The organism is Streptomyces sp. NPDC001231, from assembly GCF_042896885.1.
In the GTDB taxonomy this organism is placed as follows: Bacteria; Actinomycetota; Actinomycetes; order Streptomycetales; family Streptomycetaceae; genus Streptomyces.
The window spans coordinates 20,403-47,017 of record NZ_JBIAXS010000020.1 but is presented as its reverse complement, the minus strand read 5'-3'; the positions used below and the strand labels follow the sequence as shown (position 1 = coordinate 47,017).

General features: G+C 71.8%; 30 protein-coding genes and 3 pseudogenes. 14 read left to right on the top strand and 19 right to left on the bottom strand.

What is annotated here, in order from left to right:
* The first annotated feature begins 29 nt into the window (after nucleotides 1-29).
* Together ACFY3J_RS23855 and ACFY3J_RS23850 are read left to right on the top strand one after the other, a co-directional pair.
* The gene (locus tag ACFY3J_RS23855; RefSeq protein WP_384178235.1) at nucleotides 30-842 is read left to right on the top strand and encodes an RNA polymerase sigma-70 factor; all 813 of its coding nucleotides are present in this window, start codon (nucleotides 30-32) and stop codon (nucleotides 840-842) included.
* 55 nt (nucleotides 843-897) lie between these two features.
* Nucleotides 898-1,767: an alpha/beta fold hydrolase gene (locus ACFY3J_RS23850; protein WP_384178238.1), complete on the top strand. Its 870-nt coding sequence runs from the start codon at nucleotides 898-900 to the stop codon at nucleotides 1,765-1,767.
* 90 nt (nucleotides 1,768-1,857) lie between these two features.
* On the opposite strand, the gene ACFY3J_RS23845 is transcribed toward ACFY3J_RS23850, so the two are convergent.
* Genes ACFY3J_RS23845 through ACFY3J_RS23835 form a run of 3 tightly spaced genes read right to left on the bottom strand, consistent with a single transcriptional unit; the run spans nucleotide 1,858 to nucleotide 4,307 of the window.
* The gene (locus ACFY3J_RS23845; protein ID WP_390841706.1) at nucleotides 1,858-2,454 is read right to left on the bottom strand and encodes a hypothetical protein; all 597 of its coding nucleotides are present in this window, start codon (nucleotides 2,452-2,454) and stop codon (nucleotides 1,858-1,860) included.
* Nucleotides 2,415-3,716 carry an amidase gene (locus ACFY3J_RS23840; RefSeq protein WP_390841705.1) on the bottom strand — a complete coding sequence of 434 codons (1,302 nt, stop codon included), beginning with the start codon at nucleotides 3,714-3,716 and terminating at the stop codon, nucleotides 2,415-2,417. The genes ACFY3J_RS23845 and ACFY3J_RS23840 overlap by 40 nt, the downstream gene beginning before the upstream one ends.
* A 33-nt stretch (nucleotides 3,717-3,749) precedes the next feature.
* Nucleotides 3,750-4,307, bottom strand: a complete 558-nt coding sequence (locus ACFY3J_RS23835) for a pyridoxamine 5'-phosphate oxidase family protein (RefSeq protein ID WP_384178248.1) — start codon at nucleotides 4,305-4,307, stop codon at nucleotides 3,750-3,752.
* On the opposite strand from ACFY3J_RS23835, the gene ACFY3J_RS23830 reads away from it, so the two are divergent.
* The gene (locus ACFY3J_RS23830) at nucleotides 4,306-4,455 is read left to right on the top strand and encodes a hypothetical protein (protein WP_384178251.1); all 150 of its coding nucleotides are present in this window, start codon (nucleotides 4,306-4,308) and stop codon (nucleotides 4,453-4,455) included. The genes ACFY3J_RS23835 and ACFY3J_RS23830 overlap by 2 nt on opposite strands.
* Before the next feature lie 56 nt (nucleotides 4,456-4,511).
* Here the strand turns inward: ACFY3J_RS23830 and ACFY3J_RS23825 are convergent, their stop codons facing one another.
* The 3 genes from ACFY3J_RS23825 to ACFY3J_RS23815 form a co-directional block, all read right to left on the bottom strand.
* Nucleotides 4,512-5,471 carry a DUF5996 family protein gene (locus ACFY3J_RS23825; RefSeq protein ID WP_384178647.1) on the bottom strand — a complete coding sequence of 320 codons (960 nt, stop codon included), beginning with the start codon at nucleotides 5,469-5,471 and terminating at the stop codon, nucleotides 4,512-4,514.
* 125 nt (nucleotides 5,472-5,596) lie between these two features.
* Nucleotides 5,597-6,409 (bottom strand): alpha/beta fold hydrolase, encoded by an 813-nt coding sequence (locus tag ACFY3J_RS23820; protein ID WP_390841704.1) that lies wholly within the window; start codon nucleotides 6,407-6,409, stop codon nucleotides 5,597-5,599.
* Nucleotides 6,410-6,430: 21 nt separating this feature from the next.
* The gene (locus ACFY3J_RS23815) at nucleotides 6,431-6,877 is read right to left on the bottom strand and encodes a DUF1772 domain-containing protein (protein ID WP_384178649.1); all 447 of its coding nucleotides are present in this window, start codon (nucleotides 6,875-6,877) and stop codon (nucleotides 6,431-6,433) included.
* 355 nt (nucleotides 6,878-7,232) lie between these two features.
* On the opposite strand from ACFY3J_RS23815, the gene ACFY3J_RS23810 reads away from it, so the two are divergent.
* Nucleotides 7,233-7,889 carry a class I SAM-dependent methyltransferase gene (locus tag ACFY3J_RS23810; protein ID WP_384178257.1) on the top strand — a complete coding sequence of 219 codons (657 nt, stop codon included), beginning with the start codon at nucleotides 7,233-7,235 and terminating at the stop codon, nucleotides 7,887-7,889.
* Nucleotides 7,890-7,966: 77 nt separating this feature from the next.
* Here ACFY3J_RS23810 and ACFY3J_RS23805 read toward each other — a convergent pair.
* Nucleotides 7,967-8,236: pseudogene (locus tag ACFY3J_RS23805) on the bottom strand (polysaccharide deacetylase family protein); the annotation flags it as partial.
* Here ACFY3J_RS23805 and ACFY3J_RS23800 point away from each other — a divergent pair.
* A complete protein-coding gene (locus tag ACFY3J_RS23800; RefSeq protein ID WP_384178260.1) occupies nucleotides 8,235-8,666 on the top strand; it encodes an SRPBCC family protein in 432 nt (143 codons plus the stop codon). The pseudogene ACFY3J_RS23805 and the gene ACFY3J_RS23800 overlap by 2 nt on opposite strands.
* A 49-nt stretch (nucleotides 8,667-8,715) precedes the next feature.
* On the opposite strand, the gene ACFY3J_RS23795 is transcribed toward ACFY3J_RS23800, so the two are convergent.
* Nucleotides 8,716-9,387, bottom strand: coding sequence for a response regulator (locus ACFY3J_RS23795; protein WP_384178263.1), 672 nt, complete (start codon nucleotides 9,385-9,387; stop codon nucleotides 8,716-8,718).
* Nucleotides 9,384-10,706: a sensor histidine kinase gene (locus tag ACFY3J_RS23790; protein WP_384178266.1), complete on the bottom strand. Its 1,323-nt coding sequence runs from the start codon at nucleotides 10,704-10,706 to the stop codon at nucleotides 9,384-9,386. Before ACFY3J_RS23790 ends, ACFY3J_RS23795 begins: the two co-directional genes overlap by 4 nt.
* 319 nt (nucleotides 10,707-11,025) lie before the next feature.
* On the opposite strand from ACFY3J_RS23790, the gene ACFY3J_RS23785 reads away from it, so the two are divergent.
* On the top strand, nucleotides 11,026-11,598 hold the full coding sequence (locus tag ACFY3J_RS23785) for a heme-binding protein (RefSeq protein WP_384178651.1): 573 nt from the start codon (nucleotides 11,026-11,028) through the stop codon (nucleotides 11,596-11,598).
* A 238-nt stretch (nucleotides 11,599-11,836) separates the two neighbouring features.
* Complete coding sequence (locus ACFY3J_RS23780; RefSeq protein ID WP_390841703.1) at nucleotides 11,837-12,487, top strand: ankyrin repeat domain-containing protein; 651 nt, start codon at nucleotides 11,837-11,839, stop codon at nucleotides 12,485-12,487.
* 94 nt (nucleotides 12,488-12,581) lie between these two features.
* On the opposite strand, the gene ACFY3J_RS23775 is transcribed toward ACFY3J_RS23780, so the two are convergent.
* The 4 genes from ACFY3J_RS23775 to ACFY3J_RS23760 form a co-directional block, all read right to left on the bottom strand.
* The gene (locus tag ACFY3J_RS23775) at nucleotides 12,582-13,094 is read right to left on the bottom strand and encodes a nucleoside deaminase (protein WP_384178272.1); all 513 of its coding nucleotides are present in this window, start codon (nucleotides 13,092-13,094) and stop codon (nucleotides 12,582-12,584) included.
* Between the two features lie 10 nt (nucleotides 13,095-13,104).
* Nucleotides 13,105-13,605: a nucleoside deaminase gene (locus ACFY3J_RS23770; protein ID WP_365422987.1), complete on the bottom strand. Its 501-nt coding sequence runs from the start codon at nucleotides 13,603-13,605 to the stop codon at nucleotides 13,105-13,107.
* A gap of 82 nt (nucleotides 13,606-13,687) precedes the next feature.
* The gene (cynS, locus tag ACFY3J_RS23765; protein ID WP_390841702.1) at nucleotides 13,688-14,158 is read right to left on the bottom strand and encodes a cyanase; all 471 of its coding nucleotides are present in this window, start codon (nucleotides 14,156-14,158) and stop codon (nucleotides 13,688-13,690) included.
* A 109-nt stretch (nucleotides 14,159-14,267) separates the two neighbouring features.
* Nucleotides 14,268-14,861 (bottom strand): carbonic anhydrase, encoded by a 594-nt coding sequence (locus ACFY3J_RS23760; RefSeq protein WP_384178281.1) that lies wholly within the window; start codon nucleotides 14,859-14,861, stop codon nucleotides 14,268-14,270.
* A 124-nt stretch (nucleotides 14,862-14,985) separates the two neighbouring features.
* On the opposite strand from ACFY3J_RS23760, the gene cynR reads away from it, so the two are divergent.
* The 3 genes from cynR (at nucleotide 14,986) to ACFY3J_RS23745 (ending at nucleotide 17,543) form a co-directional block, all read left to right on the top strand.
* Nucleotides 14,986-15,897 carry a transcriptional regulator CynR gene (gene cynR, locus ACFY3J_RS23755; protein ID WP_390841701.1) on the top strand — a complete coding sequence of 304 codons (912 nt, stop codon included), beginning with the start codon at nucleotides 14,986-14,988 and terminating at the stop codon, nucleotides 15,895-15,897.
* Between the two features lie 231 nt (nucleotides 15,898-16,128).
* Complete coding sequence (locus ACFY3J_RS23750; protein ID WP_384178287.1) at nucleotides 16,129-16,422, top strand: SCO4225 family membrane protein; 294 nt, start codon at nucleotides 16,129-16,131, stop codon at nucleotides 16,420-16,422.
* A 197-nt stretch (nucleotides 16,423-16,619) separates the two neighbouring features.
* Nucleotides 16,620-17,543, top strand: coding sequence for a GNAT family N-acetyltransferase (locus ACFY3J_RS23745; RefSeq protein WP_384178653.1), 924 nt, complete (start codon nucleotides 16,620-16,622; stop codon nucleotides 17,541-17,543).
* Between the two features lie 51 nt (nucleotides 17,544-17,594).
* Here ACFY3J_RS23745 and ACFY3J_RS23740 read toward each other — a convergent pair.
* Both ACFY3J_RS23740 and ACFY3J_RS23735 read right to left on the bottom strand, forming a co-directional pair.
* A pseudogene (locus tag ACFY3J_RS23740) lies at nucleotides 17,595-17,822 on the bottom strand (hypothetical protein); the annotation flags it as partial.
* Between the two features lie 33 nt (nucleotides 17,823-17,855).
* Entirely contained in the window at nucleotides 17,856-18,482 is a 627-nt protein-coding gene (locus tag ACFY3J_RS23735; RefSeq protein WP_390841700.1) for an isochorismatase family protein, read from the bottom strand.
* Nucleotides 18,483-18,613: 131 nt separating this feature from the next.
* On the opposite strand from ACFY3J_RS23735, the gene ACFY3J_RS23730 reads away from it, so the two are divergent.
* Both ACFY3J_RS23730 and ACFY3J_RS23725 read left to right on the top strand, forming a co-directional pair.
* Nucleotides 18,614-19,096 carry a MarR family winged helix-turn-helix transcriptional regulator gene (locus ACFY3J_RS23730; protein ID WP_384178293.1) on the top strand — a complete coding sequence of 161 codons (483 nt, stop codon included), beginning with the start codon at nucleotides 18,614-18,616 and terminating at the stop codon, nucleotides 19,094-19,096.
* The gene (locus ACFY3J_RS23725; RefSeq protein ID WP_384178296.1) at nucleotides 19,093-19,323 is read left to right on the top strand and encodes a hypothetical protein; all 231 of its coding nucleotides are present in this window, start codon (nucleotides 19,093-19,095) and stop codon (nucleotides 19,321-19,323) included. Before ACFY3J_RS23730 ends, ACFY3J_RS23725 begins: the two co-directional genes overlap by 4 nt.
* Nucleotides 19,324-19,352: 29 nt before the next feature.
* On the opposite strand, the gene ACFY3J_RS23720 is transcribed toward ACFY3J_RS23725, so the two are convergent.
* Nucleotides 19,353-21,113, bottom strand: coding sequence for an MOSC domain-containing protein (locus ACFY3J_RS23720; protein WP_390841699.1), 1,761 nt, complete (start codon nucleotides 21,111-21,113; stop codon nucleotides 19,353-19,355).
* A gap of 403 nt (nucleotides 21,114-21,516) precedes the next feature.
* Here ACFY3J_RS23720 and rox point away from each other — a divergent pair, with 403 nt between their 5' ends.
* Entirely contained in the window at nucleotides 21,517-22,953 is a 1,437-nt protein-coding gene (gene rox / locus ACFY3J_RS23715) for a rifampin monooxygenase (protein ID WP_390841698.1), read from the top strand.
* 112 nt (nucleotides 22,954-23,065) lie between these two features.
* On the opposite strand, the gene ACFY3J_RS23710 is transcribed toward rox, so the two are convergent.
* The 3 genes from ACFY3J_RS23710 to ACFY3J_RS23700 form a co-directional block, all read right to left on the bottom strand.
* On the bottom strand, nucleotides 23,066-23,962 hold the full coding sequence (locus ACFY3J_RS23710; protein ID WP_384178305.1) for an RNA polymerase sigma-70 factor: 897 nt from the start codon (nucleotides 23,960-23,962) through the stop codon (nucleotides 23,066-23,068).
* A gap of 133 nt (nucleotides 23,963-24,095) precedes the next feature.
* A complete protein-coding gene (locus ACFY3J_RS23705) occupies nucleotides 24,096-25,301 on the bottom strand; it encodes an NAD(P)/FAD-dependent oxidoreductase (protein ID WP_390841697.1) in 1,206 nt (401 codons plus the stop codon).
* Between the two features lie 183 nt (nucleotides 25,302-25,484).
* On the bottom strand, nucleotides 25,485-26,000 hold the full coding sequence (locus ACFY3J_RS23700; RefSeq protein WP_390841696.1) for a CGNR zinc finger domain-containing protein: 516 nt from the start codon (nucleotides 25,998-26,000) through the stop codon (nucleotides 25,485-25,487).
* Nucleotides 26,001-26,119: 119 nt separating this feature from the next.
* Between ACFY3J_RS23700 and ACFY3J_RS23695 the strand changes: the two are divergent.
* A pseudogene (locus ACFY3J_RS23695) lies at nucleotides 26,120-26,601 on the top strand (MFS transporter); the annotation flags it as partial.
* Nucleotides 26,602-26,615 lie beyond the last annotated feature (14 nt).

Genomic DNA, 26,615 nt, shown 5'->3' with positions numbered 1-26,615 from the left:
GCAATCTGCTGTTCACCGTCGCCTACGAGATGCTCGGCTCGGCCGCCGACGCGGAGGACGTCCTTCAGGAGACCTGGCTGCGGTGGGCCGGCGTCGATCTCGGCACGGTGCGGGACCAGCGTGCGTACCTGGTCCGCATCACCACGCGCCAGGCACTGAGCCGGCTGCGTACGCTCGGCCGCCGGCGCGAGTCCTACGTCGGTCCCTGGCTGCCCGAACCGCTGCTGACCGCCCCGGACGTGGCCGAGGACGTCGAACTGGCCGACAGCGTCTCGATGGCGATGCTGCTGGTGCTGGAGACACTCACGCCGACCGAGCGGGCGGTGTTCGTGCTGCGCGAGGTGTTCGACCTCGGGTACGACGAGATCGCCGAAGCCGTCGGCAAGAGCCCGGCCGCGGTCCGCCAGATCGCACACCGGGCACGGGCACACATCGCGGCGCGCCGGCCGCGCGGGGTCGTTTCCCCGGCCCAGAACCGGGACGCGCTCGACGCGTTCCAGCGGGCGCTCGAAACGGGCGATCTGCAGAGCCTGCTCGACATCCTCGCCCCGGATGTCGTCTTCCTGGGCGACGGTGGCGGAGTCAAGCAGACCGTGCCGCGGCCCGTCGTGGGGGCGGACAAGGTGGGCCGCCTGCTGGCCGCCGGACTGGGCAGGATCACCGAGGTGTCGCTGCGGCAGGCACAGGTCAATGCCTGCCCGGCCCTGATTCTGCGGATCAACGGCGCGATCGACACCGTCGTGGTCCTGCACATCGAGGACGGCCTCGTCACCGGGCTCTATGCCGTGCGCAACCCCGAGAAACTCTCCCGCATGCACCGGGAAACCACCCTGCACCGCTGAGCGGATACGGGCGCGGGGTGCGATGAGTTATGGGCGCCGCGGGGGTCCAACGTTCATGACGACTCGGATCCTCCAGACTCCCGAAGCCGACCTCGCCTACGACGTCCACGGTCCGCTGCCGACCGCCGGCGGACGCCCACCGCTGGTCATGATCGGCCAGCCCATGGACGCCGCCGGCTTTCGCACCCTGGCGTCGCACTTCCCCGACCGCACCGTGGTCACCTACGACCCGCGCGGTCTCGGCCGCAGCACCCGCAAGGACGGCCGGGTCGACCACGCGCCCGAGCATCAGGCCGCCGACGTGCACGCCGTGATCGAGGCGCTCGGAACGGGCCCGGTCGAGATGTTCGCGAGCAGCGGCGGCGCCGTGACCGCGCTCGCCCTCGTGGCGGCGTACCCCGACGACGTGACCACCCTGGTCGCGCACGAGCCGCCGCTCATCCCGGTACTTCCCGACGCCGTGGCCGCCGAGCGTGCCCGGGCCGCCGTCCGGCAGGCGTACCAGGACAAGGGCTGGGGCGCCGGCATGGCGGCGTTCATCGCGATGACCTCGTGGCGGGGCGAGTTCACCGACGCCTACTTCGCCCAACCCGCTCCGGATCCGGCCGCGTTCGGGATGCCGACCGAGGACGACGGCTCCCGTGACGACCCGCTGCTCTCCGACCGGTCCTGGGCGGTCAGCGGCTACCGACCCGACCTCGACGCCCTGAACTCCGCGCCGACACGGGTCCTGATCGCCGTCGGTGAGGAGACCCTCGACACCTTCACCGGACGCACCTCGCAGGCGGCGGCCGAACTGCTCGGCCGGCGGGCGACCGTGTTCCCCAGCCACCACGGTGGCTTCCTCGGCGGCGAGTCCGGCTACGCCGGCAAGCCCGAGGCTTTCGCGCGCAGGCTGCGCGAGGTTCTCGACGACGCTCGCTGACGATCGTCCCCCCTCCGACCCGGTGCGACCGCCAACGGGCCGGAGGGAGGCACTGGGTGTGGCCGCCGCGAGGAGCCTGGGGAAGACGCCTCAGAACTTGCCCGTCTGCTCCGCCGTCCGGTGCCCGAGGCGCCGGCTGAACTCCGCGCAGAAGCCGACGGAGAGCGGCGGCCACCCCCAGAAGTCGAAAGCGAGGGCGCCCACCGCGAAACCGGAGTCCCACCGCCACTCGGTGACCGGGACCGAGGCACCGCAGGAGGAGCAGGGCACACCGCCCTCACCCGTGTCCTTCCAGGCGGCGATGCCGTCCCTGAACGGCCGCCAGACCTCCTCGTCCGCCTCGAACTCCTCGGGGTAGGCGATGATCACGGTCTTGGCCTCGCACCGCGGGCAGACGGCGTACTCCGCTTCGTCCACTCCCTGACCCCCGCAGTGGTGGTCGCGTCCGACGACCACGGCCACCGGGCCCGGCCGCCAGTCCGGGTCCGAGGAGTCGGCGACGGCCCGCGCCCAGCTCGGGCCCGGCACATAGCCCTCATCCACGTTCAGGCTGTACACCCCGTCGCCGGACGTCTCACGCGTGATCAGGCCCTCGCTGACCATCCAATCGACCATCCGATCCGCGAGCGGCCCGGCCTCCTCGCCGGTCACCTCGACGTCGACGATCCGCTCGAAGAAATCCCCCATCGCCCCTCCACGCCTCTCGATCGTTGTTCCGTCACTGTGCCACCACCCTCTGACAACGCCGCGGCACCGGCTCGGGCGCCGAAACCACCCCCGAGCGACCGGGGTACGGCGCCGAGCCGGGTGGCGCGGTCGGCGACGTCGAGGAGCTGTCGCTCCTCGTGGTGGCGGGCGACGAGTTGGAGACCGACCGGCGCTCCCTGGGCCGTGATCCCTGCCGGAAGGCTGAGCGCTGGATGACCGCTGAGGTTGAACGCCCAGGTCAGGGCGACGCTCATCCGTGCCCCTGGCCCGTCGTGGCCGTGCGGTGGGTGGGGCGTGGTGGGCGTGAGGACGAGGTCGGCTCGCTGGAAGCAGTCGCGCAGTCGCTCCTCGTTGGTGCTGACGACCCTGCTGACACCCCCGGTCGGGGAAGGCACCCCCGCGCGAAGGGCCGTCCAGGCGGGGGCGGGGTCGGCGAGTGTCAGGTCGGGGCCTTCGGCCAGGGTGATCAGTCCGGCCTCGGCGAGGTTTTCCGCCGAGCGGCGGGCGACGGCCGCGACCGCCGGATCGGTGTCCGCGTATCCCAAAGTGGCCGACCAGACCGCCGGGAGCGGGTACGTGGAGCGGACGGCCGGCGCCGGCGACTCGGTCACCGCGGCGAGATGGGCGAGGGCGTCCCGCGGGTCGCCCACCAGGACACCGGGCGAGTTCAGACCCGCCCGATCACGGGCCGGGAGCAGGCCATTGGTGGGCTTGAAGCCGACGATGCCGCACCACGCGGCGGGGATGCGCACCGATCCGGCACCGTCGGATCCACTGGCGAGGGGGACGAGTCCGGCGGCGACCGCGGCCGCCGAACCCGCGGACGAGCCGCCGGGCGACCACGCCGGATCGAGCGGGTTGAGGGTGGGACCCCGGTCCGTGTGCCCGTAGGTCTGCCAGCTGCGGCTGGTACGCGGCACCGAGGTCGCACCCACCGGCACGCACCCGGCGGCCACCAGCCGGGTGTTCTGGTGGGAGCCGGGGCCTTCGCTCGCCTTGACGCCGATCGGCACACCCGCGAGAGGCAGTACGGCGCCGCGGGCGAGTCGAGCGTCGACGCCGGCCGCGTGAGCGAGCGCCTGCTCGGACCAGACCTCGGTGAACGCGCGTACGTCATCGTCGACTTCGGCGATCCGGGTCAGGGCGGCCTCGACGACGTCGACGGCCGTCAGGGCGCCGTGCCGCACATGATGGGCGATGTCCAGGGCGGACAGATCCGCGTACTCGCTGGTGCCGATCACCTTCGCCCCTTCTTGCTTCTCGCTCGGACCTGCTCAGAACCTCCACCGCGTATGGGTGTACACCCCGTCGTCCCGGCCGAACCCGTACGCCGTCGCCGGAGCCACCGCGAACACCACCGCGTCCCCCTTCCGGAACGCGTCCCCGATCCCGTGGAAGGTGCCCTCGGGGGAGGTGATGTGCGGCCCGTACTTGGCTTCGTACGCCGCGATCACCTCCTCCAGCAGCGCCGGATCGGCAACCTGTTCCGCCTTGCCCTCGACCACGACGTCGAGCCCTTCGGTGAGCGAGTTTCCCCCGGTCGTCAGTGCGCAGTGCGCGTCATGAGCGAGGTTCCTGGCCTTCTGTTCCCCCGGGCCGGTGGAGAAGTACAGCACCCCGCCGTGCCAGGCGGCGATCACGGGAGTGACGTGCAGTCGGCCGTCGGGCCGCACCGTGGACACCCAGAAGATCTCGGCGGACCTCAGCAGCCGCTGGGCCTCGGCCCACTCGGTGGCGGTGACCTCCGTGGCACCCGGGCGGGGATTGAGTGCGGAGCTGTAGCGGGCGTCGAACTCGGTCGTGGGTTGCTTCGAGGTTCCCTGTGTCGGCATGGCGGAACTCCTTTCTCTCTCCCATGACGACCGGCGGCCCGCGCCGAAATCATCGCTACTCGGCGTGCGGGTGCCGCGTGGCCGCCTCGTCGAGGTGGGCCAGGCGACAGGTCTGCTCGAGGGCGAGCGGGCGCGCGCCGACGCCTGACCGGCGTGGTGGCCGGGTGGACCCGCCGACGACCGGTGCGCGACCGCCGCCGAGCCTCAGCCGGAAACGGGGCGGGGCGTGTGGGCCCGCAGTTGCGGGTCCGTCACCCCGCCCGGGCAAGCGAGCGAGTCGATCGGCCATCGGGCGCGCCGGGCACCGGCCCGGTACGCGCTCTCGTAGAAGGCGAGCACGGCGGCACGCGGGTCGTCCTCGGTGCGGACCTCGTCGTACGGCAGGACGGCCAGGTGGCTGTCGATGCGGGCGACCCAGTGCGCCGCCGCGGGCCGGAGCGGCTCCTCGGCCAGGTGCGCCGGCTCGGGAGCGGTGTAGGAGTAGAACGCGGGCGCGGGGAAGGCGTCGTCGCCGAACCAGAAGCCGAAGCTGATCACCTCCCGGGAGTACGCCTCCCGGGTGACCGGGTCCACCTGCCGGGGCTGCTCGATGCGACGGTCGGAGAACCGGGTGTGCGCGATGTCGAAGGTGTGCCAGAAGTGGTGCACCGGGCTCACCTTCCCCGAGTACCCCGCGGCGAATTCCTCCAGCACCGACGCCACCTGGCTGAGCACCCGCCAGTAACGGTTGGCCTGCGCGGGGTCGTACGTCGCGTGCTCGGTGTCCTCGGCGAACGGCCGGCCGGAGTCGGGCAGGTCGAAGGGCGTGGGCACGTTGAGCCGCACCTGGATGCCCAGCGCGGCCAGCGAGTCCATGACCGCTGCGTGGAAGGACGCCACGGACCGGCCGACGAGCGGGAAGGAGATCTCCCGGCCGTCCAGCGTCGAGACGACCAGCCGATGCGCGACGAAGTCGAAGTCCATCGTGAAGATCGGGTTGCCGTCGACCTGTCCCATCGGGCGCGTCGTGATACCGCGCCCCGTGAGGTGGAACGGGACGTTCCACCAGTGGTTGCGCCGGGTGCCGGCGGCGAGGCGGACCTTCCCGACGATCTGCGCGAAGCGATGGAGCGTCTCTTTGGTGTCGCGCCACTCGGCGAGTGGGATCGGCGGGAACAGCTCCATGGTCATCGGTCATCACCCTTCCCATGCGGCCGACGCTCCTGACGGCCGGACCGGGGCCTGGATGACCATGATGGCCACGCCGGACAGATGTGGCATCTCGGCATGACCCCTTTCGACGTCGAGAGTCATGGCCGGGCTGGCGCGAGATCGTCGAGGAAGTCCGAGAACAGGGTGTGCAGAGTGCCGGGCTGCTCCAGGTGCAGGTCGTGACCGGTTCCGGGGATGCTGACGGCCCTGGTGACGGGGCCTCGACGGAGCATGCCGTCGACTTCGTGCGGCGGGATGATGCTGGACCGGGCCAGCACCGCCAAGGTCGGGCACACGATCTGCTCCCACTCGCCCCAGAAGGAGCGTCGGGCGTTCTCCGCCAGCGACTCGACCATCACGTCCCGGTCGAAACGCGGCCACCAGCCACCATCGCGTTCCTCCAGGCCGGCTGCCCAGCCTTCGCCGACCGGGCCGCCGCCGAGGAACCGGACAGCCGCCTCCCGGGAGGTGAACGGTACCGGCCACGAGTCCAGCCATCTGCCGATCCCGACGGGAGCGTTCGGGTTCCCGGAACCCGGGCCGGCCTCGACGAGTACGAGCGCGCGGACCCGGTCGGGATGCGCGGCGGCGGTGAGCATGGCCGTGTGCCCGCCCAGGGACTGGCCGGCCAGTACCGGCTGTCGCAACCCCAGCCGGTCGGCAACGGCGATGACATCGGCGACGTACGCGGCACGGGAGAGGTCCCGGGGGTGACGTTCGCCGGCGCCGTGCCCTCGCTGGTCGACCGCGACGACCCGATACCGGGAGCTCAGACGCCGGGCTGTCGCGTCCCACTCGCCCGAGTGGCCGGCCAGACCGTGCAACAGCACGACGGGCGGGCCAAGCCCGCCCCAGTCCCTGCAGACGAGTCGCACTCCGTCTCGTGTCACGATGCGCTCGGACCAAGCCACGCGGATCTCCCGTCGACCGCCTCAGGGGGTGGAGCGGCCATGCAGGACCAGAGCCCAGGCCAGGCAGCCGAACGCGCCCGTGGAGGTCACGGCGCGGACGATGTTCCAGGCGACCCAGCCGGACTCGAAGCGCTCCCGTACGGCGGCGAGGTCGCCGGCGCGGTCCGGTTGGCCGGCGGCGGCCAACTCGTCGTTGAGTGGGACGTTGACCGCCGCGGTGATGACGAACATCGCCAGATACAGCGCCAGCGCGGCGACGACGAACACGAAGACCCTGCGATCGCCGCCGGACCACTGCGCGACGGCGGCGAGCGCGAGCATGAGGATCGCCCCCAGGAAGCACGTCATGAACCATCCGTTGAGGATCGCCTTGTTGATCTGCTGCATCGCGGTGACGAACGTGCGGTCGTCGCCGCGGCGCAGACCGGGCATGACGGCGTAGGCGAACGCCGCGAACAGACCGGCCATCAGGCCTGTGGCCAGGGTGGCCGCCAGCAGGGAAGGGGTGGCGAGTGCACTCACGTCATTTCCTCGTGCAGGTGACGATGCCGAAACCGGTGCCGATGACGACCGGATTCCGTTCGACGATCAGCCCCCACTCCACGTGAAGTGCTTTGCAGCACGCCCGCCGCTCGGACGCTCCGATCCGCCGGTTCCTGCTCACTCGTCCCCCGTTTCAGCACACCATCAGGTCAATAGGCGGATCACTCTAGGGGGTGCTTCCGACAAGCGTCAGCAGTTCACTTGTGTGGTGTGCTGGGTCGCAACACATGCTCGCGACGACCACCAGGCACCGCCCCTGACACGAATCCGGTGATCCGCCATGGCCCCACAGGTCAGCCACCCCGTCTTCGCCCGCTTCTACGCCCGTGTCGCCGGCCCCGGCCTGGAGAGGGCCGGCATCACGCGGTACCGGAAGCGCCTGGTCGCCGGTCTGTCCGGCCGGGTCATCGAGGTCGGCGCGGGCAATGGACTCAACTTCCCGCACTACCCACCCGAGGTGAGACGCGTCCTGGCCGTCGAGCCGGAGCCCCGACTGCGTGCCCTGGCCGTGGAAACGGCCCGCACCGTGCCCGCGGAGGTGGAGGTCGTGGACGGCCGGGCCGAGCAACTGCCGGTGCCCGACGCCTCGTTCGACGCGGCCGTCATGTGCCTCACCTTGTGCTCGGTGGCAGACCAGGCAGCGGCCCTGGCCGAGATCCACCGCGTCCTGCGGCCCGGAGGCCACCTGCGGTTCTTGGAGCACGTCCAGGCGGACACACCGGGTATGCGCCGCGTCCAGCGCGCCGTGGACGCGACCTTCTGGCCCCTGCTGTGCGGAGGATGCCACACCGGCCGCGACACCCGGTCGGCCATCATCGCCGCCGGGTTCACTCTCACGGAGGCGGAGAGGTTCGCCTTCCCCGAAACCCGCGTCCCCCTGCCGGCCGCCACCCACATCCTCGGCACGGCCGAGCGCCCCCGCGAGGAAGAGCACTGAACGTGCGCCGCCGCTCGTCCGGTGTCGGGCAGGCGCCCGGGACAGGCTGAGAGATCGGCCGTTCCGGCCATACCGAGCCGCCGGCAGATCGCCGTGACGGCGGGGCTCGTACGGCCCTGCGGCGGGCGCGGCAGGACCGGTGGGCGGCCGATGACCTTCGCCACGGCATCGCGGCCCCGGGTGATCTCCCTGCGCGCTTCGTCCGGGCCGATCCCGGTGAGGATCCGGTGGGTGGTCCGGGTGGGCTCCTGGCTTCCGGCCGCCTGCTCAGGGCCCCGGCTCACCGGAGCGGGGCGCACACTGGAGGCAGAAACGTGCGTCGTGAGCCGAACCGTGGAGGTCGCCATGAGCACCCTCGAAGAACACATCGACGTCGGAGTCCCCATCGACAGCGCCTGGGACAGCCTTCACCGGGTGGAGAACTATCCCCGCTTCATGGACGGCGTGCGGGACGCCCGTGCGGAGGCCGGTGGCCGCGCCCAGTTGGACATCGAGGCCGGCGGACGGGCCCGGCAGATGGAAGCCGAGGTCTCCGACCGCGCCGGGGACCGCGTGATGGAATGGCATACCACGGGAGCCCCGGAACTGAAGTGCTCCCTCACCCTGCACCCCATCGACCGGGGCAACACCCGGATCCAGGCACGGCTGGAGTACGACCCCGACACCGTCCGGGAGGCATTCGGCGGCCCCAGGGGATTCGCCCAGGCCAATGCGATCGAACGGCACGTCCGCAGCGATCTGGAACACTTCCGGGAGTACGCCGAACACAGCCGGTGAGCGGCAGGAAGACCCGAGGAAGACCGGTGAGCGAGCCGCGCCGTGCTCGTCAGGGCAGCAGGCGCTGTTCCTTGGCGACGGCCACGGCGCCGGCGCGGGTGTCGACGCCGAGCTTGTCGTAGATGCGCCCCAGGTGCGTCTTGACGGTGGCCTCGCTCAGGAAGAGGGCCTTGGCGATGTCCCGGTTGGTCAGCCCGCGGGCCAGCTGGCCGAGGATGTCGCGCTCGCGGTCGGTGAGTTTGGGGCGTGGGCTGCGCATGCGGCTCATGACCCGCTGGGCGACGGGAGCGGACAGGGCGGTGCGGCCGGCGGCGGCGCTGTGGATGGCCGTGAACAGCTCGTCGGGGCGCTCGGCCTTGAGCAGGTAGCCGGTGGCGCCCGCCTCGATGGCACGGGTGATGTCGGCGTCGGTGTCGTACGTGGTCAGGACCAGCACATGGACCGAGCCGCCGGAGTCGGCGGTGATGCGGCGCGTGGCCTCGACACCGTCCATCCCGTCGCCGAGTTGCAGGTCCATGAGGACCACGTCGGGGACGAGCTTCGCGGCGAGCGCGATGGCCTCCGCGCCGCTGTCCGCCTCGCCCACCACGTCGATTCCCGGGGCGCTGCCGAGCAGGGCGCGCAGCCCGGCGCGGACCACGGCGTGGTCGTCGCACAGGACGAGCCGTACGGTCGCCGGTTCGGCGCCTTCGGCGGGTTCGGTGGGTTCGGTCCGGTTCATGGAGTGGGGACCTCCGCGACAGTGGGACGGTGCGGGACGGCCGCGGAGACGACGGTGCCGTCACCGGGCGCGGACTCGATGGTGAGGGTGCCACCCAGCTGGCCGGCCCTGGCCCGGATCGCGGGCAGGCCGTGCCCGCGGACCCCGACGGCGCGCTCCGGCAGCGCGGCGGTGTCGAAACCGCGGCCGTTGTCGGCGATGTCCAGTCGGACCTGGTCCTCCAGGTGCGTGAGGGTGAGGGCGGCCCGGGTGGCACCGGAGTGCTCCCGGACGTTGGCGAGGGCGCCCTGGGCGATGCGCAGCAGAGCGGACTGCACCCGGTCCGGCAGCCCGTACGGTCCCGGGGTGCCGTCGACGACACAGGTCACGGTGAGTTCGGGCGTGCTCTCGCGGGTGGCCAGGACTCGCAGGGCCGACTCCAGTCCGCCGCCCTCGGCGAGGTCGGCGGGCGCCAGGTCGTGCACGAACCGGCGAGCCTCGGTCAGGCTGCTCTCGGCGATCGACCCGGCGGTGCGCAGATGGGCGCGGGCCCGCGCCGGTTCGGTCTCCCACAGCCGGTCGGCGGCCTGGAGGAGCATCCGCTGGCTGGACAGGCTCTGGGCGAGGGTGTCGTGGATCTCCATGGCCAGCCGCTGGCGCTCGGCGAGAGTGCCCTCGCGGCGCTCGGTGGCGGCGAGTTCGCGGCGGGTGCGCACCAGGTCGCGGATCAGGGCGGCCTGCCGGGTCGCCTGCCGGTCCATGTAGGTGAAGACCGCGGTCGCCAGGGCGGCGACGGCCGGGGGACCGATCACCAGGTCCACGTCGAGCCGGTCGGCAAGCCGAAGCTGCGCGACGACCACGAAGGCGGTGAAGAACGTCACCAGGGTGTACGCGGCGGGCGTCGGCAGGGTGCGCAGCGCGGTGTAGAACAGCGGCACCGCGCACCAGGCGAAGCTGGGCGCCAGGGCGACCAGTACGGCCCACACACCGACGAGCGCGCCCAGCCACAGCAGCCCGGTGAGGGGAGGCCGCCCGCGGCCCGCGGAGGCGGAGCCCAGGGAGGAGGGCGGATCCGTCCCGGGGACCGCCGCCGTGCCCGAGGCGGTCGCGCCGGCCGCGGCGACCGCCGTGCGGTGGCCGACGACGTACAGCAGGGCGAGGACGCCGGCCAGGGCCAGGACAGCCGGCACCTGGGGCTGGGCGTTGTGCCGCTGGACGTACCGGAACAGGGCGGAGCCGAGCAGCAGGAAGAACGCCAGATGGATGACGAACGCGAGCCTGCGGGACTCGTTGTCGGCGGTGGCCGGGCCGGCCGGGGAAGGCCGGTTCCTGGACGGCATGGGCTGTTCCTCCCCGGCCGGGACGTACGGACATGGCTGTGGCTCGGCGGCGGGCAGGCCTCGGCGGAAAGGTCCCGAACTCGGCGAACACCGCCATTGTCGCCCGGGCGGCACGGCAGGGGGTCAACCGATCGGTTGACCCCGACGTCCCCCGTTCCACGCGCCGGAAGCAGCCGGTACGTCGACGGTCGGGCGTGCCGAGCCGGTCGAGAGTGGAGGCACGGCGCAGGCAGCGCCGAGACCTCCGACACCCGCTCAGGCACGGCCGATCCGACGGTCCGGGTGCCGGGAACGTGACATGACTGGAGAGGTATCCGTGATGCAGCACAAGGCCAAGAAGTTCTCCGCCCGCGCCAAGGCCATCACCTCCGTGGCGGCCGTGGCAGCGGTCGGTGCCGGTGTGGTCGGAGCCGTGTCCGCCTCCGCCGACACCCCGGCCGCCGCTCCGGTCGCGGCCGTGGCCGCGGTGAAGAGCAAGGCCACGACCACCAGCACCCACCTGACGGCCGACGCCGCCGCCGACGCCGCGCTGGCGGCGTTGAAGGCCGCCCAGAGGGAGGGCCAGCGGGTGACCGTCGCGGTGGTGGACCGCAACGGCAACACGATCGTCACCCTGCGCGGCGACGGTGCCGGGCCCCAGTCCTACGACTCGGCGATCAAGAAGGCGTACACCGCCGTCTCCTGGAACGCGCCCACCTCCGAGCTGGTCAAGCGCCTGGACTCGGCACCGACCCTGAAGGACATCCCGGGCACGCTGTTCCTGGCGGGCGGCGCCCCGGTCGCCCACGACAACGCCCCGATCGCGGGCATCGGCGTCGCGGGCGCCCCGTCCGGCGACCTGGACGAGAAGTTCGCCCAGGCCGGTGTCGCGGCGATCAGCAACGGGCGCTGAGCCCATCCTGTAGCACCACCCGAGTGACCGGCGTCCCCGGGTGAGCGACGTTCCCGAACCGGCGGGCACCCGGCCACCGCGGCGCGCGGGGGCTTTCGCCCCGCGCGCCGCGGGTTCCGGCTTCTCCTGCCCTCCCGGCCCCTCGCCCGCCACCCTTTTCCGCTCCTCTGCTTTGCTTGTCGTCCTTGCCGCCGTCGTCGTCCCGTTGTCCGTCGCCACCCTGTGGAGGAGTTCCGTCGTGGCCAAGAAGTCGCTCTCCCCGACCGACCGCGCCCTGCTGGACGCCGCGCACCACGGCGATGTCGCCGCCGTCCGCGAGGCGCTGGCAGCCGGCGCCGACCGCGAGGCACGTGACGAGCAGGGCCGTACGCCCCTGTTGCGAGCGGCCCTCGCCGACGAGGTGGAGGCGGCCCGGATGCTGGTCGACGCGGGCGCCGACGTGAACGCGCAGGACGACCGCCTGGACAGCGCCTGGCTGGTGACCGGGGTCACCGGAAGTGTGGCGATGATGCGCGCACTGCTGCGCGGCGGGCCGGACCTGAAGCTGACCAACCGGTTCGGCGGGGTGGCGGTGATCCCGGCGAGCGAGCGCGGTCACGTGGCCTACGTACGGGCCGTACTGGCCGAGACCGGCATCGACGTCGACCACGTCAACCGGCTCGGCTGGACGGCGCTGCTGGAGGCGGTGATCCTCGGTGACGGCGGGCGCACGCATCAGGAGGTCGTGGAGGTGCTGCTCGGGGCGGGCGCCGACCCGCTGCTGCCGGACGCCGACGGGACCACGGCCCGCGCCCACGCCGAACGCCGCGGCTTCCGCGGGATCGCGGCCCTGCTGCGCGAGGCCGAAGCGCGGGCGGACGCGGACCACGGCACGGCCGAGCGCCGATGAGCGGGCACGCCGATCACCGCGCCCGCACCGCGGTCGTCGCGGTGCGGGCGCGGTGACCGGCCGCGCGCCAGGCATGGACACCCCGGCCGCGCTGTCAGGAAGCGGCCGTGCCCGGTCGGCCGACGCGGAATTCGCGGTGCAGTTCGCGGAGGCGGTCGGTCAGGGCCGGGACGGGTCCCTGCACCGTCAGGCCGGGCACCACGTCCTGGATCGGCAGGCAGCGCACCGGGGAGGGCGGTACGCCCAGTTCGGACAGCCAGTCCGTCAACTGGGCGGCCGAGTGGGCGTAGACGATCCGGCCGAGGCCGGCCCAGCCGTGGGCGGCCGCGCACATGGGGCAGTGCTCCCCGGAGGTGAAGACGGTGGCCTCCGCGCGCTGCCGCTCGGTGAGATGGGCGGTGGCCCAGCGGACCAGCTCGAACTCCGGATGCCGGGTGTTGTCGTCCAGACTGTGCACCCGGTTGCGGTCCTCCGCCAGGACCTGCCCGTCGGCACCGACCAGGACCGAGCCGAACGGCTCGTCCCCGGCCCGCACCGCCTCGGCGGCCAGTTCGACCGCGCGCTCCAGATGCCGCAGCTCGGCGGCGTTCGGTTCGACGAGGGACATGGCCGCTCCCTCAGGCCGCGGTGGGGGCGCCGGGGACACGGCGCTCGCCGCCGTTGTGCTTCTGCCAGAGCTGGTAGACCTCGACCGCGGCGTCGCGCGGCTCGTAGCGCATCGGCAGCCGGCGCTCGTCCCAGTTCTTGGCGAACTCCTCGTAGAAGTTGTCCAGTTCGAAGTACTTGCGGTCGTCCACGTAGTGCGGCTCGTAGGCGTCCCGGGTGGTGAGGAAGACCACTTCGTCCGGTGAGCAGTAGTAGAGCGATCCCAGGCACATCGGGCACGGTTGGGCGAGCACGTAGATCGTGGCGCCGACGAGGTGCTCGGTGCCCAGCTTGGTGCACGCCTCGCGGATGGCGAGGATCTCGGCGTGCGCCGTGGGGTCGTTGGTCTGGGCGACCCGGTTCGGGCTCTCGGCCAGGATCTCGCCGTCCTTGACGATGACGGTCGCGAACGGGCGGCCGCCCTCGGCGACGTTGCGGCGGGCGATGTCGATCGTGCGCTGTGCGAAGTCCATCAAGGGTGTCCTTCCGTAGGAGGAGGAAGCCGGGGCGGCCGGGCGAGCCCGTACCGCCCCGGAGCCGGTCCGATCGGGCGGATCAGAAGGGCTTGGTGGGCAGGTACTTGCCGTCCAGGGTGATCACCGCGCGCTCGCCGCCCTCGGGGTCGGCGACCTTCTTCACGTCCAGCTTGAAGTTGATCGCGGAGATGATGCCGTCACCGAACTGCTCGTGCACCAGGGCCTTGAGCGTGGTGCCGTACACCTGGAGCATCTCGTGGAAGCGGTAGATGGTCGGGTCGGTCGGGATGCCGCCGGGGATCGACCCCCGGGTCGGGATCGTCTGGAGCAGCGCGACCGCGTCGGCGTCCAGGCCCAGCAGCTCGCCGACGGCCCGGGCGGCCGGCTCGGGCAGGGCGTGCTGGCCGAGCACGGCGGCGGTGGTGAAGGCCACCGACAGGCCGGCCGCGTCCGCGATCCGCTGCCAGGTGAGGTCCTTGCGGATCTTGGCCTCGACGGCGGTGATGGCGAGGGCCTGCCGGGCGGTGGGGTCGAACTGGGCGTGCGGCATGAGGGGTTCCTTTCAGGGATCAGGGTTCAGGGGGGTGGGGGACACCCCGCCACTGCGACGTGGCAGGCCGGGGCGATGGGGGGCCGTGGGCCGTGGGGCGGGAGCGCCCTCAGGCCGCGGACGCGGTCGCCCGCGGTTCGGCGTCGACGTTCTCGACGCCTCCGGTGGCGATGTCGTAGACCCAGCCGTGCAGGGTGAGGGCGCCTTCGGCCAGACCGCGCGCGACCGAGGGGTGGGTGACCAGGTTCGCCAGCTGGGCGAGCACGTTCTGGCGCACCAGAGCGGCGACGTCCCCGGAGACGGCGGTACGGGCGCGGGAGGCGTCCGCGTGCCGCAGCCACTGGGCGACCGCCGGCACCCCGCGCAGGTCGTGGGCCTCGGCGAGGGCCGTCATGGCGCCGCAGCCGGAGTGCCCGCACACCACGATGTCGGACACGCCGAGGACGGCCACGGCGTACTCGATGGCCGCCGCCACGGCGTCGGGGCCCGGCGTGTGGGCCGGGACGAGGTTGCCCGCGGTGCGGACGACGAACAGCTCGCCCGGTTCGCTGGCCGTGATCAGCTCCGGGACGACGCGGGCATCGGAGCAGCCGATGAACAGCGTGTGCGGCGTGTGGTTCTCGGCGAGGTGGGCGAACAGGTCCGCCTTGGCGGGATGGACGTCCCGCTGGAAACGCGTGACGCCCTGGGCGAGGTCGCGCATGAGTCACTCCCTTCGATGGGTTCCGGCCTGCCGGACTCGGTGAATCCACCATGCATGACCTGGTCCTATAGAGTCCAAGACGCAGTACCCATGTCTCCCATTGCCCGTATCTATAATCGTTCTCATGGCTCTGGAACTGCGTCACCTGCGCTACCTGCTCGCCGTGGCCGAGCACGGCAGCTTCACCCGCGCCGCCGAGGACCTGCGCATCTCCCAGCCCACGCTCTCCCAGCAGGTCCGGCAACTGGAGCGGACCGTGGGGGTGCCGCTTCTCGACCGCACCGGCCGCAGCGTGCGACTCACCGACGCGGGCGAGACATACGCGCGCCATGCCCGCCGCGCCCTGCGGGACCTGGAGGCCGGCCGGCGTGCTGTCCAGGACGTCCAGGACCTGACCCGCGGGCACCTGCGCCTGGCCGCGACGCCGACGTTCACCTCCTATCTGGTGGGCCCCCTGGTCGCCGAGATGTACGCCCGCCATCCCGGCATCACCTTGGACGTCAAGGAGATGACCCAGGACCGTATCGAGTCGGCCCTGCTCGCCGACGACCTCGACCTCGGCGTCGCCTTCTCCGGCGCCCACCTTCCCGGCGTCGCGGCGCAGACCCTGTTCACCGAGACGCTGAGCCTCGTCACCGGCGCCCCCGGCCCCGAGGGGGGTCCGTCCCGGCCGATACCGGTGGACGAGCTGAGCAATCAGCAACTCGCGCTGCTGAACGGCGACTTCGCCACCCGGAGCCATATCGACGCCCACTTCGCGACCCACAGGGTGCAGCCCCGCATCGTGGTGGAGGCCGACTCCGTCCAGGCCCTCGTCGAGATCGTGCGGCGCACCCCGATCGCCACCGTGCTTCCCGACGCCATCACCCACGACCACCCGCACCTGCGCCCCGTCCCCCTCGAACCGGCCCTGCCCGCACGCACCGTCACGCTGCTGCGGCGCGGCAGCAGCTACCAGAGCGCCGCCGCCCGCGCCTTCATCCGTCTCACCCAGGACCTCGTCCGGGCCCGCGGCTACACCGACGCCCCGCAGTGACGTCCGGGGCCGGGTGTCCCGTACGGCACAGGAGCGGCAGACCCGCTCCCCGCTCCGAAGGACGCCGGCCTGGACCCGCACACCTCGGACCGCCGGGTACCTGTTACCCGAGGGTGGGGTACTCAGGCCGGACTGAGTAGGCGTACCGAGGCCGGGCCCTCCCCTCCGGCGTGATCCTTGGACCGCGGGAGATCCACGGTGGACTCCGCCGCAGCAGTGAGGAGACGCACCATGACGGCGGCATTGCAGGGACCGGCCGGCTACGAGCGGGGGCGCGTCGCGGCGTGGCTCGCGGGCGGCTACGCGGCGATCATCGTCGGGTTGGCGCTCTGGATCGAGGCGCTCGTCCTGTTCGGCGACCCGGGGTTCTCGGGTGTCTGGCTCATCTGGGCGGCGCTGCCCCTCTCCGTCCCGATCACCGCACTGCCGGTCACGGGCGGGGCATACCTCCTGCTCCTGACGGCAGGAGGCCTCGTCCAGGCCTGGGTGCTGTGGAGGGTGCTGCGAGGGAAACAAGTGAGGTGATTCGAGGCGCGGTCGGACGCTACAGTCGAACCCCCACCACAAGGGTGAGGGACCACGACAGCGAAAGGAGGGACAGGCCCATGATCGCCATGATCACCGCGCTTGAGTCCTCCCGGGGCGCGGACCATCTCTGACCCCGGAGCGGACGGGCGCCTTCACCGGAGCGTGCCTTGACCGTGCATCAGAACGACCTGACCATGCGTCCGATCACCGGACGCGAAGAACTCGACCTCTTCTGCCGACTGCCCTACAGCCTCAACGAGGAACTGGCGGACGACCTCGCCGCCGGCCGCCGACGTCCGGAATGGATGTGGGTCGCCGTGCACGGCGACCGCCTGCTGGCCAGGGCGGCCTGGTGGAGCCGGCCAGGCGGCGACGCGCCACTCGTCCTGGACGTCCTCGACATCGACGACGGCATCCCGAGCCCCGATCGTGTGGACACCGGGGTGCGACTGCTGCGCACCGCGACGGCGGCCACCCTCCCGAACGGGTCGCGTCCCCCCGAGTACAGCCGCTTCATCCCGCCGGACTGGCGTGAGAACGCGCTGACCAGGCAAGTCGTCGAGGAGCGCATGACGGTGCTGGAACGCACCGGTGCGCGGCTCTTCGTCGAACGACTGCGCCTGGAATGGCGTCCCGAATCACCCGTTCCCGGGCCCGTCGGCCGTCTCGCGTTCCGACCCGTCCACGACCCCGGGGAACTCGTTGCCCTGATGACCTCGGTCCTGGACGGGACGCTGGACGCACACGGCCGGGACGACCTGACCCGGATGTCCGCCCACGAAGCGGCCGTCAAGCACTACGAGGACGAACTCGCCCGCTACACCAGCCCGCGGGACTGGTGGCGCGTCGCGACCCTGCCCCACGGAGAGCCGGTGGGATTCGTCATCCCGGCCCACAACGGCTACAACCCCATCGTCGCCTACATCGCGGTCCTGCCCGCCCATCGCGGCAACGGCTACATCGACGACATCCTCGCCGAGGGCACCCGTGTGCTCGCCGAGCAGGACGTCCCCCGCATCCGGGCGTCCACGGACCTCGGCAACACCCCCATGGCGCATGCCTTCCACCGCGCCGGCTACGTCAATTTCGAACGTGAGATCAACATGACCTGGAGCTGACCGAGGCGGGGGCACCCACGAGGGTGCCCCCCCCCGACTCGTCCAGCTCGCTCAGCCGATGGAGACGGCAGTCGCCCAACGCGGCGGGGCGTCCGGGACGTAGGCGGGATTCTCCTCGTTCACGGCGCGGGCGGGACGCGGGAAGAGGCCTACGACGGTGCGGCAGGGCGGCTGTGCGGAGGGCCACGGCGCCTGTCCATCCGTCAGGGCGACGATCACGTCCGGGCGGGGCCGGGAGCGCAGCGCCCGGGCGAAACCGGAGCGCAGGTCCGTTCCCCCGCAGCACCGTTTCTCTCGGTGGCGCTGTTGGTCTCAGGTTCGGTAGGCCGTGGAGATCTGGCCGACCAGGACGGCGAAGGGCATGTCGAGGGCGGCGTAGAGGGCGCCGGCCTCGGGGGAGGCGTTGTCGGCCAGGGCCTCGACCATGAGGGTGGCGTAGTCGCTGACGACGACGCCGGCCTGGTGCATGCGCAGCAGGCCGGTCTCCCTCTTGGCCTGGCTGAAGGTACCGGAGGCGTCCACGGCGACGTATGCGTCGTGCCCGGCCGCTGTCGCGGAGATCGCGGGCAGCGCCGCGCACACCTCGAGCGACACCCCGGCGAAGATCAGCTTCTGCCGCCCGGTGGCCTCGATGGCACCGCGCACGTGGTCGTCGTGCCAGGCGTTGACCGTGCTGCGGTCGATGATCTTCTGTCCGGCCGGCAGTGCCTGGACCAGCTCGGGGGTGGTCGGCCCCCACATGCTGTCGGCCGCGGTGGTGGTGACGACCAGCGGGATGTCCAGCACGGTCGCCGCCCGTGCCAGCGCCACCACGTTGTGCTTCAGCTCTCCGACGGGGATGTCCCGGACGCCCGACAGAAGACCCACCTGGTGGTCGACCAGGACCACGGCGGCGTTCTCCCGGGTGATCGGCTCCAGGAACGTGCTGTGCTCGCTCATCTTCCGCTCCTTCGGGGTTGAGCCACAGCTTGTTGGTCACTAAATTAGATAGTCAATTTTCATGACCATTCGCAGTCTACCTCGCTGGTCACACAGCACGGCGGCGTACGGCCGCCGGGACGGGAGGGACCTTGACCGGGCACCAGGCTGCGGAACCGGACCTCGGAGTGCTCGCCGCCCGGATCCTCTTCTCCGTGCAGCGGGAACTGTTCGCCGCGCTCGCCGAGCAGGGCTTCGACGACATCCAGCCCCGCGCCGGCGCCGTCCTCGCGTACCTGCGCCCCGACGGCGTCCGCGCCAGCGAACTCGCCCGCGCCTCCGGACGGCACAAGCAGGTCATCGGCTCCCTCGTCGACGACCTGGAACGCCTGGGCTACGTCGAGCGCAGACCCGACCCCGCGGACCGCCGGGCCAAGCTGATCTGTCCCACCGCACGCGGCCTGCTCCAGATGGAGGCCGCCGCCTCCATCATGCGCACGATCGAGGAACGGCACGCGAAGGCTCTGGGCAGACAGGAGTACGCCGCTTTCAGGGCGGCTCTCCGTCGCGTGGCCGACCTGCAAGCCGAAGCCCAGCACGACGCCCAGGTGCCGGGACGAAGTGAGGGCGATTGAGGCGGCCTGGGCTCATCGAGGGGTCTCCCCTGGAGGAGCCGGCGCAACTGGTCAGCCGCAACGGGCTGTTGCGGGCGGAACTCGTCGTGGAGAGGCGGCGGGTGAACCTGGGCGGCCACGAGCTGTGGGCTCTCACCTGCAACGGCCGCTGCATGCCGCCCACACTGCGGCACATCCTGAACCACGAGGACGCGGGCATGATGGCGGTGCTGGACATCGGCAAGTGACGCGGCGATCGGCGCGACGCCAGGAATGACTAGAGGTCGAGGACGACTTCGGTGGTCGGTCGGCTGCAACAGACGAGGACGGTGCCGGCTTCGGGGAGTTCGAGGGGCGGGGTGGTGTAGGTGACGTCGCCCGCCATGAGATGCGTGACGCAGGTGTGGCAGACGCCGGTGCGGCAGGACCAGCGGGTGGGGATGTCGCAGGCTTCCGCGAGGTCGAGCAGTGAGGCGTGGGACGGTGACCACGGGGTGCTGACGCCGCTGCGGGCGAAGGTGATGAGGGGGCCGGCGCCCTTGGGGCCGGGCGGCTGGTGCGGCCGGACGGCGGGGGTGGGCGTGACGCCGGGGTTGATGGCGGGAAGGGCGCTGAACTGTTCCGTGTGGATCCGCTCCGCGCGCAGACCGTGATCGCGCAGGTAACCGCCGAGGTCCTTCATGAAGGCGGTGGGCCCGCAGAGGTAGGCGTCCGCGTCGGTGGGGATGTCCAGGGCCGTGAGGGCCGAGGCGGTCGGGCGGCCCCGGGTGATGTGGCGCTCGCCCGGGGGCGGGGCTTCGGAGGTGTAGTAGACGTGCTCGTGGGCGTCGGGGAGTTGGGCCAGGAGGGCGTGGGTCTCGTCCGCGAACGCATGGTGGACGCGGTCGTGCGCGGTGTGGATCCACCAGACGGGGCGCGGGTCTCGTGCGGAGGCGAGCCGGTGGAGCATGGCGAGCACGGGAGTTGCGCCGATCCCCGCGGAGATGAGGGCGATCGGGCGGGTGCCTGCTTCGAGTACGAACGTTCCTCGGGGACTTGCGACGTCCACGAGGTCCCCTGGGCGCAGCGTGCCATGGATGTAGCCGCTGACCTTCCCGCAGGATTCGTGCTTGACGCTGATGCGGTAGGTGCGGGCGGTGGGCGCGGAGGACAGGGAGTAGCTGCGCACCGTGGGGACGGTGTCGCCGACGGCGAGCCGGATGGAGAGGTACTGGCCGGGGCGGGCCTCGGGCAGGGGTGTGCCGTCGGCGCTGTCGAGGTAGACCGACGAGACGTCGGGGGTCTCGGGGACGATGCGGGCGACGCGCATGGCCCTGAAGCCCGGCCACCCCGGCTCTTCCCTGGACTGCTGGGTGCTCGCGCGTTCGCCCGGCCATCCGGGTTCCTGTCTGGGCTGCTGGGCGGCGGCGAGTTCGCGGAAGGACTGCCGCCATCCGGGGCTGAGGGCGGGGATGTTCAGTGCTTTGCGCAGCTTCGCGGGGTCGCGGTCGGGGAGGTAGAGCAGCGCGTCGGTGTCGGCGACGCTGAGTTCCTCGGGACCCTTGCGGATGAGGGTGATCTCGTCGCCGGCCTGGACGTGCCCCTCGGTGAGCACGCGCAGGTAGAAGCCGGGCCGGTGGTGGGCGACCAGCAGGGACGCCATGGTGGGCTCGCCGAGGCGCATGCCGACGCGGTAGCAGGTGACGCGGGGCTGGGTGACCTCGAATTCGGCCTCGCCGATGCGGTACCGGTCGCCGATGCGCACTTCGTCGTCGGGCAGTCCGTCGACGGTGAAGTTCTCCCCGAACATCCCGAAGGCCAGGTCGTCGCGCCCGAGCTGCTTTCGCCAGTACCGGTAGGACTCCGACTGGTAGACGAGGACGGCACGGATCTCGCCGCCGTGCCCGGCCAGATCTCCTTGGCCGTCTCCGTCGACGTTGAGCCGCCGGACCATGCGGGGACCCTCGGCGGGGGTCTTCCAGGCTCCGGTGTGGACGGTCCTTCCCTGCCATGAGACGTCGGTGGGCATCCCCACGTTGACGGACAGCAGCGTCGCCATCGCGGACCTCCTGCGGGGTGGTCGGCCGGGGCGGCCGGAGCAGCCCCTCATGGCGCTGTGACCGGAGCAGCCCCTCATGGCGCTGTGATCTGTGCGCTGGGATCGATCCTAGTTCTTGGGCCGGCAGGGGGCGCGTTTCGTCCGCGGTGGACGGCAAAGGGCACAGCCAAAGGCAAAGGAAAAGGCAAGGAGCACCCACTCCTTGCCACTTTCAACCTATAGCGCACCAGGGGCCTTGCGGCAAGACCCGGGTCGTGCCGCAGAATCTCCACTCGAAGCCAGAACCTGCGGAAACGCGTAATTCGCGAAGTGTGTGCGCCATGTCGGCGTACGGGTGTGCGTGCCGCCGGACCGCGCGGGGCGGCCGACTGGCGGAATCCCCTCTCCTTGAACGGGCGTTTTGATGATTGACGTGATCGTGGTCGGCGGCGGACCCACCGGCTTGATGCTGGCCGGCGAGTTGCGGCTGCACGGCGTGCACGTGGTCGTGCTGGAGAAGCTGACCGAGCCGACCGGGCAGTCCCGCGGGCGCGGACTGCACACGCGCAGCGTCGAGATGATGGACCAGCGCGGTCTGCTGGACCGGTTCCTCGCGGTCAGTGAGAAGTTCCAGGCCGGCGGTTTCTTCGGCGGCATCCACAAGCCGTGGCCGGACCGGCTGGACACGGCGCACCCGTACGGCCTCGCCATCCCGCAGCCGGTCACCGAGCGGCTGCTCAACGAGCACGCCCTCGAACTCGGTACCGAGATCCGGCGCGGACGCGAAGTGGTCGGGCTGAGCCAGGACGAGGACGCTGTGACCGTCGAACTGGCCGACGGCACGCACCTGCGCTCGCGCTACCTCGTCGGCTGCGACGGCGGCCGCAGCACCGTGCGCAAACTGCTCGGCGTCGGCTTTCCCGGCGAGCCCGCCAAGATCGAGACTCTGCTGGGCGACATGGAGGTGACCGAGGATCCGGCGACGGTCGCCGCCGTCGTCACGGAGGTCCGCAAGACACAACTGCGGTTCGGTGCCGTTCCCGATGTGGACGGGCACGCGGGGGTGTACCGCATCGTCGTGCCCGCGGACGGTGTGGCCGAGGACCGTGCGACCGCGCCGACCCTCGACGAGTTCAAGAAGCAGCTCCGGGCGGTCGCGGGCACCGACTTCGGGGCGCACTCGCCGCGCCGGCTGTCCCGGTTCGGCGACGCCACCCGGCAGGCCGAGCGCTACCGGGTGGGCCGGGTACTGCTGGCCGGCGACGCGGCCCACATCCACCCGCCGACCGGCGGGCAGGGGCTCAACCTCGGCGTGCAGGACGCGTTCAACCTGGGCTGGAAGCTGGCCGCCGAGGTCAACGGCTGGGCGTCGGAAGGGCTGTTGGACAGCTACCACGCCGAACGGCACCCGGTCGGCGCCCGGGTGCTGGACAACACCCGCGCGCAGATGACCCTGCTGGGGACCGATCCGGGTGCGACCGCGCTGCGGGAGCTGTTCTCGAAGCTGATGGACTTCGAGGAGGTGAACCGGTACGTGACCGGGATCATCACCGCGGTCGAGGTCCGCTACGACGTCGGTGAGGGCCACGAACTGCTCGGCCGGCGGCTGCGGGACGTGCGGCTGAAGCGGGGGCGCCTCTACGAGCTGATGCACGGTGGACGCGGGCTGCTGCTCGACCGGAGCGGCCGCCTTTCGGTGGCGGGCTGGGCGGACCGGGTCGATCACGTCGTGGACGTCAGCGAGGAGTTGGACGCGCCCGCGGTACTTCTGCGGCCCGACGGCCATGTGGCGTGGGTCGGTGAGGATCAGCGGGATCTGCTCAGCCGGCTGCCCAAGTGGTTCGGCGCGGCCGCCAGTTGAGCGACGCGCGCCGACACGGATGGACTGATCCTGGAAGCGGGGGGACGACACCCGAGCCGTCGTCCCCCCGCCTGATGCCACCTGGCCGGGCGTGGCTGTCGCCCACCGGTCTTCAGCGCAGGGTGAGCGGGGTCTCGGACTCGACGCGGGACAGCTTCTCCGGGTTGCGGACGTAGTAGAGGCCGGTGATGCGGGCGTCCTCGACACGGGCCGCCATGATGCCGTCGATCTCGCCGTCCAGGCGCACGAAGAGCGCCGGGCCGCCGTTGACCAGCGTGGGGGCGATGGCGATCCTGCCCTGGACCTTTCCGGCGCCGCCGACGAACAGGCGGACCACCTTCTCGGCGCCGACGACCGGCCGCAGCGCGGCGTGCTTGACGCCGCCGCCGTCGCTCATCAGGACGACCTCGGGCGCGAGCACGTCGAGGAGTCCCTGCAGGTCTCCGGTCTCGAACGCGCGCTGGAACGACTCCAGGGCCGCCCGGGTCTCGCCGGGGGAGACCACCTTGCGCGGGCGGCGGGCGTCGACGTGTCGGCGAGCGCGGTGCGCGATCTGGCGGACGGCCGCGGGGCTCTTGTCGACGGCCGCCGCGATCTCGTCGTAGCCGACCTCGAAGACCTCGCGCAGTACGAAGACGGCGCGCTCCGTCGGCGACAGCGTCTCGAGGACCAGCATCAGCGCCATCGACACGCTCTCGGCGAGTTCGACGTCCTGGGCCACGTCCGGCGCGGTGAGCAGTGGCTCGGGCAGCCAGGGACCGACGTACGCCTCCTTGCGGCGCTTCATCGCGCGCAGCCGGTTGAGCGACTGCCGGGTAGTGATCCGGACCAGGTAGGCGCGTTGGTCGCGCACCTGCGCCAAGTCGACCTCGACCCATCGCAGCCAGGTCTCCTGGAGGACGTCCTCGGCGTCGGCAGCCGATCCGAGCATCTCGTAGGCGACGGTGAAGAGCAGGTTGCGGTGGGCGATGAACGCCTCGGTCGCCGGGTCAGTGGTGCGGTCGCTCATGTCTCGACCTCTCTTCTTCGCGGACGGCCTTGTCACGGGGGCATTCAAGCGTGCGCGCACAACACGGTCCCTCTCGTCGGTGGCCGTACGATCCGGCCGGGCCGTTCGGTGCCCACACGTACCTGCCGCGGCACTAGGCTGCCCGTGCGCCGGTGGCCGGAGCCGCGCCGCGCCGGCCCTCCAGCAGCTCCTGGCGCTTGGCGCCTCCCGAGACGCGGTGCAGGCCGTACGAGCCGGGCTTGCGTGCCTCGTCGGCCAGGTGCTTGACGATGCCCCTGCACACGAACTCCTTGACCTTCGCGCCGGCGCGACCGCCGATGTGGAACCACAGCGCGACGTCGTACCTGTGGGCGAACTGGAAGATGCCGGCGCGTCGGCCCAGGCTGATGCACTGGCCGGCGAACACCTGGTTGAGGGCCGACGGCCGCTCGCCCGTGATCCGGCTGAGCACCGTGTCGGCGGCCCGCGCGCCCAGAGGAATCGCGGCCTGGCAGCTCATCCGCAACGGCAGGTCCGACGGTGCCGCCGAGTCCCCGGCCGCGACGACACGCTCGTCGTCCACGCTCGTCAGCGTCTCGTCCGTGAGCAGGCGGCCCAGGGCGTCGGTGCTCAGCCCGCTGCGCGCGGCCAGGTCCGGCACGCCGAAGCCGGCGGTCCAGACGGTCACCCGGCTCGGCAGCTCGCGGCCGTCACCGAGCCGTACGGCATCGCGGGTCACCGCCGTCACCTCCGTGCCGGGACCGTCGAGCACGGTGACCCCGAGCGCCGCCAGCCGCCCGGCCACCGAGCGTCGGCCCCGAGGGTGCAGGTACGGGCCGAGCACCCCACCGCAGACCAGGGTCACGGTGCGGCCTGCCTCCGCCAGCTCGGCGGCGGTCTCGATGCCGGTGGGACCCGCTCCGACGACCGTCACGGCGTCCGTCGCGGGAGCGGCGTCGACGATCGGCCGCAGCCGCTGCGCCTCCTCCAGGGTGGCGATCGGGTGGGCGAACTCGGCCGCACCGGGCACGCGCGGATCGGCGCTGCCACTGCCCACCGCGTAGATCAGGTAGTCGTAGCCGACCGTGCCGCCGGCCGCCAGTGTCACGCGGCGCGTGGCCGCGTCGATCCGTGTCGCGGAGTCGACCACCAGCCGGACGCCGTCGGCCAGGACGTCCCGGTAGTCGACGACGGCGTCGTCGGTCCCGCCCACCAGCTGGTGCAGGCGGATCCGATGGACGAAAGTCGGGCGCGGGTTGATCAGCGTCACCGTCACGTCGTCGCGCCGCGTCAGGCGGTTGGCGGCCATGACGCCGGCGTATCCGCCACCGATCACGACGACGTCCGTGTTCTCCACCATGGTGTCTCCTCCGTTTCCAGGGGTTCGGCCTCAAGACACCGCGTGATCGGCCGTTGTGACAGCATGTGAGGCGGATCACTGCGAGGACGTGGGCCCGCTCCGAGACACGCGAGCGAAGCCGCGGACGGGCGGCAGGCGGCAGGCGTCGGGATCCGAGCCGCTCGGCACGCGGGCGAGCGGGTGTTACTCGACTGGGGCGTCGCGAGTGCGCTGGTAGTGGCGCCGTGCCTTCATACGGTTGCCGCAGACGGCCATTGAGCACCAGCGGGCCTTGTTGGTCTTGCTGCGGTCGATGAGGAAGCGCCGGCACTCGGGGTTGGCGCACGGCCGCAGCCGCCCGGGGATCGTCCGCTGAACCGCGCTCCACGCCAGCACCGCTTCCACCGCCATCCGGCGCTCCGGAGGGGTGTCCAGCTCCCACGACACCCCCGCGGGCGACATGCGCGGGTGGGAGGTGACGCCCTTCAGGAGCGGGGCCAGCGACGCGGCGGGCCGGGTACCGCGCACCACGTCCTGGAGGGCATCCCGCGCCTGTACGAGGCCGCGCAGCTCGTCCTCGGTTCCGCTGCCGCCGTGGGTCCGCTGCCAGGACCTGGCCGCCTCCGGATCCGCCAGCCGGTCCTGAACGACACCGTTGACCACCGGCGTGCTGTTGAGGAGTTCCAGCAGCGCGTCCTGCCGCTCCCGCTCGGTCACCATCGCACCCCCTAACCGAATTGGCTCGCTTGACAGGTTACACGCAAGCACCACGTCGACCAGTCGTCGACCAGAAGGTGAGAGGACGCTGTCTACGCCTGTTGGTAGACAGTGTCTATGTGTTCCATCTCCAGGACACACTTGGCCTCGATCCGCTCATCTGCGGTCTGCGCGTCCTTCCGCTGACCGTGTTCATGGTCCTCGGCTCACCCGTCGCGGACGCCGCGCTGCGCCGGTACGGTGCGCGGCGCACCGCGACCGCGGGCACGGGCCTCGTCGTGGCCGGCATCGCCGGGCTGTCCCGGCTCGATGCGACCGGTCCGTGGATGGTCATGGGCGCGGCCTTCGCCGTCATCGGTGCCGGTTCGCCACGGTGATGGTCACCGCCACCGGGACCGTCGTCGGCGACGCGCCGCCGGGGTACGCGGGGGTTGTCGGCGGGCTCAAGCAGACCGCCATGAACATCGGACCGACCCTCGGTATCGCCGTCGCGGCCGGCGCGACCGGGTCCGCCGTTTCGACGATGAGTTCCGTCCTGCCGGCCCTGGCCGCACTCACCGCCCTCGGCCTGCTGCCCGCCTGGCGCTGCTCCGCCATGACCTAACCAGTAAAGGTATC